Source organism: Elstera litoralis, assembly GCF_000963705.1.
GTDB classification, from domain to species: domain Bacteria; phylum Pseudomonadota; class Alphaproteobacteria; order Elsterales; family Elsteraceae; genus Elstera; species Elstera litoralis.
The window spans coordinates 1-3,806 of sequence record NZ_LAJY01000218.1 but is presented as its reverse complement, the minus strand read 5'-3'; the positions used below and the strand labels follow the sequence as shown (position 1 = coordinate 3,806).

The window sequence follows — 3,806 nt, the reverse complement described above, 5'->3', positions numbered from 1 at the left end:
AAGCCGCGATGCTCGCCCAAGCGCCGGACGATCTGGCCGACCGCAGAGATGCGCTGTTCGCCGAAATCGACAACGCCGAAGCCAAGCGCCGCGCGGTGGCGGATCGTTTTAGCCGAGGCCGAGCGCAGCGCCTCCGACGCCACCCGCCGCTTGAAGGAGGCCGAAAGGCGCGTCCGCCACGGCGCGCGAGGGCCGGGTTCGGGCGGAAGCCGCGCAAGAAGCCGCGATCCGCGACGCGCAAGCGGTGGCCGAACGCATCCGCGAACGGCTCGACTGCCGCCCGGATGAGGTGGTGGCCCAAGCCGCGCTCGATCCCGAATTATCGCCGCAAGCGGTGGCGAGTGCCGCCCAGAGCGCCGCCAGCCGCCTCGAAAAACTCTCGGCGGAGCGCGAAGCGCTCGGGCCGGTCAATCTGCGCGCCGATCAGGAATTGGCCGAAATCACCGCCCAAATCGAAACCCTCAGCGCCGAAAAAGAAGACCTAACCCAGGCCATCGAGCGCCTGCGCGGCGCGATTGCCAGCATCAACCGCGAGGGGCGCGAGCGCCTGCTCGCCTCCTTCCATAAGGTGAATGGCTTCTTTGAAGAGCTTTTCGTGCGGCTGTTCGGCGGCGGGCGGGCGCATTTGCAACTGACGGAAAGCGACGATCCGCTCGCGGCAGGCCTTGAAATCATGGCCTCGCCGCCGGGCAAAAAGCTGCAAACCCTGTCGCTGCTGTCGGGCGGCGAGCAGGCGTTGACCGCCCTCTCCTTGATCTTCGCCGTCTTCCTCACCAACCCCTCGCCTATCTGCGTGCTGGACGAAGTGGACGCCCCCCTGGACGACGCCAATGTGGACCGGTTCTGCGGGTTGCTGGACCATATCGCCAGCGCCAGCGGCACCCGCTTCCTCTGCGTCACCCATCACCGCCTGACGATGGCCCGCATGGACCGGCTCTACGGCGTGACGATGGCCGAACGCGGCATCAGCCAATTGGTCTCGGTGGACCTTAGCCGCGCCGAAAAACTCCGCTTTCCGCCGCGCGATCCGGGAACGCCGGAGTTGCCGGGGTTACGGGGGTAGGCCGTCGCCGCCGCAGTTTGTTGACCGTGGGTCACTGACGGCGCGGAAATGGGCTTGGTGCTTGGCCAGAATATCGGCAGGAACTCGGTGCTTCGCCCGGCGCTCGGCAACAAAAGCGTCGAGCCGGGGGAAGGTGTGACGGGTGCAGGTCGCATAGAGACTAAAAATTTGCCCCGAAACCATATTGAGAAAGTAAGTCGGACCAACGCCCTGCGCGCCCTTGGCAGCGGGAATCAGATTAAACGCAATATACGCATCGGATTCGCCTGCGTCGGTTATCAGGCTTACGGGATGATCTGGCGAATAATCGAGTGCGTAATAGCGTGGATTGGCCGTTTCCCGCGCGAAAAACACGATGATTTGCTCAAGGTCAGCGCTCGGAAGCGCATAGCGGTCCGCTGCCCGGAGGGGAAGGGCGGCTAGGAGCAGAAGCAGGGGGAGGAAGTATCGCATGGGGCCGCATGGTCGCACGGCGTGGGGCCGATGCCAACGGATCGGGAAAAGGCTTTCGTCTCATTGGCCGCGCGAATCGTTGGGAGATTTGCAGCGATAGGTCTCGGTGGATCTTCGCCGCGCGATCCTGGCACGTCGGTAATGCTGGGGTTACGGGGAAAAGGCCGTCGCTGCCGCAGTTTGCCGCGTGGAAACGGGCTTGGCGTTGCGTGCCACTATCGGCGGAAAGCTTGACAATATCCCTATTTTTCGCTTAATGTTCTCTATAAGTTCTAATTCATCAGGAGATCTACATGGCGCTCAAAGCAGCGGCAGTGGATGATGCTGTCCTATGTCCGATCCATGGGCTTACCCGAATCGTCGAAGGCGCTGCCTGGGTAACCCGGAAGGGTAAACCCATTGCGCGACTGGGCGATGCGACAAGCTGCGGTGCGCGCATCACCTCTGGGTTACATTGGTGGCTGATCGATGGACGCCCCGTAGCCCATGAAGGCGATACGACCGATCATGGCGGGACCATTCTTCCTTTCGATCCGCTCGTGGTGGTCAGCGAAGGAACTCCCAACAATGAGACAGCGCAGGATTTGCAGCGTGCGGGAAAAGCGGGACAGGCGCTGGTTCCCCCTTGTGCCCCACGGCCATGAGCCGCTTCGCCATCCTAGACCCGGTTCTGGATCCGACGATAGCGGCTTGGGCAGCAAAGCGAGCCGAACCGGCGATCCCGTTATGGCCGGTTTCGGAAGCCCCCGGCATGACCGGCGTCACGCCTTGGTTGATGGAAGGCTCCCCCGATCTTCAACAGGCGCTCTCCTCGCGGGGAGCGCTGCCCTGGGGGCTATGGTTGGAAAGCGATGCCGATTTACTTCAACTCCCCCAGCGTCTTGCAGATCGTCGGATCATGCGCGATGAAACCGGAAATCCCCGCCTTCTGCGCTGGTGGGATAAGGATGTTCTCGGAGCCCTTTGGCCCGTGCTCACCCCCGCTGAACGCGCTTGGTGGTTGGCAGGCCTGCACAGGATCATTGTATCGGGTACACCTGAGATCGTTTATGGCCCCATCACATCCCCTCCTGCCGCCGGATTAAACCTCGACTCTCGGCTTCGGGCAGCACTGGCAGAAGATATGGTCCGTCGTCGAACGGTGCAAATCGATCAATGGCTTGCGGACACTTGGAAAACGGTCGAAGCATCGGCCCGTGTTGCCGTTGCCCGACGGGCCGCCCAGAGCGCTCAAGCCCTTGGTTTGGCTGACCTGCGCGACTGGATCGCCCTCGCCCAACTCATGGGAAATTTCGGAGCGGGGCAGCTAGATGATCCGCTCTATGCGGGCCTCTTGAGCGATCTCGATCTCATTGAAGATCGCACCCGCCTCTGGCGATGCGAGTCCATCTTGCTCCCGATGGCGCAGGACCGGCAAGCGCGCGACCGCGAAGTTGCGGGCCTGCTGCGGCAAGCGTTTACCAGCGATGCCCTTGTTCAGCACCTGATCGAATCGCCTAAGACCGCGCTGACGTTAGTTTTCGGCCCTCATGCCGAGCTTTTCGACGACGCAGAGCGCGAGGTCTCCCAGACCGCCAGCACCAACCGCCTCCGTGCCCGGTATCCTTCCGTAACTCCGGCAGATGAACTGCGCTTCTGGCTGGTCAATCTGCTTCTCGGGGCCGGTTTCGAAACCGATCCGCTGCGGGCCGTCCCCGCGCAAGCCTATGCCCAAGAGGGCCTGGCAGGTTTGAAAGCCTGGGCCATCGGATCGTCTGTTTAGAGGAGAGATATTATGGGAATATTTGATCGTGTATTCGATAATCCAGAGGGGTTATTCCCTGTCACCCCCGGCACGCCAGTACTGGAAGGTGTCGATATCGTCGACCCTAAGATCAACGACGGTGATCCTATCCCGCCATTAGGGTGTGACATTGGGACCGACTGCGAAAAGGCGCTTGTCATATTTGTTGGCGGAGCCTTGGATACAAAGTATCGGCCTCTTTACCGAGAGTTCGCTGTTTATTGCCGCGAAGGACACCCTCATCAAGCGAAAGCCTATTTTACGCACGATGCCGATCGTGAGATTGCCAAATATATTACGCTGTGGCGGAAACGTTACCCTGGGCACCAAGTCGGAATAGTCGGCCATAGCTGGGGCGGCTATTGCAGCTATCAAGTGGCCCAGCGCCTGGCTGGCGACGGTATTCCTCTTGATCTGCTCGTTACTCTTGATCCTGTTACGAAACGAGATTTTGAGCGCCGGGACGGGTTTGAGATCACAAAAAGCAATCGACCCTTCGAGCGCCCC

At 61.1% G+C, this 3,806-nt stretch carries 5 protein-coding genes; 4 read left to right on the top strand and 1 reads right to left on the bottom strand.

The genetic code is table 11. From position 1 onward, the window contains the following. The first annotated feature begins 244 nt into the window (after positions 1–244). Entirely contained in the window at positions 245–1,063 is an 819-nt protein-coding gene (locus VZ95_RS09425; RefSeq protein ID WP_045775620.1) for a coiled-coil domain-containing protein, read from the top strand. Here the strand turns inward: VZ95_RS09425 and VZ95_RS09420 are convergent. Beyond that, entirely contained in the window at positions 1,052–1,516 is a 465-nt protein-coding gene (locus VZ95_RS09420; RefSeq protein ID WP_045775619.1) for a hypothetical protein, read from the bottom strand. The genes VZ95_RS09425 and VZ95_RS09420 overlap by 12 nt on opposite strands. Before the next feature lie 293 nt (positions 1,517–1,809). Between VZ95_RS09420 and VZ95_RS22950 the strand changes: the two genes are divergently transcribed. From VZ95_RS22950 to VZ95_RS23980, 3 genes are all read left to right on the top strand, one after another. Then, positions 1,810–2,160 carry a PAAR domain-containing protein gene (locus VZ95_RS22950; RefSeq protein WP_084627692.1) on the top strand — a complete coding sequence of 117 codons (351 nt, stop codon included), beginning with the start codon at positions 1,810–1,812 and terminating at the stop codon, positions 2,158–2,160. Then, positions 2,157–3,278 (top strand): DUF4123 domain-containing protein, encoded by a 1,122-nt coding sequence (locus tag VZ95_RS22945; protein ID WP_084627691.1) that lies wholly within the window; start codon positions 2,157–2,159, stop codon positions 3,276–3,278. The genes VZ95_RS22950 and VZ95_RS22945 overlap by 4 nt, the downstream gene beginning before the upstream one ends. Before the next feature lie 12 nt (positions 3,279–3,290). After that, a partial coding sequence (locus VZ95_RS23980) for an alpha/beta fold hydrolase (protein ID WP_198148199.1) occupies positions 3,291–3,806 on the top strand: 516 nt, incomplete at its 3' end.

Bases quoted from the DNA above. Each gene is read 5' to 3' on its own strand.
- VZ95_RS22945 (WP_084627691.1), top strand. From the start codon at position 2,157: ATGAGCCGCTTCGCCATCCTAGACCCGGTTCTGGATCCGACGATAGCG.
- VZ95_RS09420 (WP_045775619.1), bottom strand. From the start codon at position 1,516: ATGCGATACTTCCTCCCCCTGCTTCTGCTCCTAGCCGCCCTTCCCCTC.
- VZ95_RS22950 (WP_084627692.1), top strand. From the start codon at position 1,810: ATGGCGCTCAAAGCAGCGGCAGTGGATGATGCTGTCCTATGTCCGATC.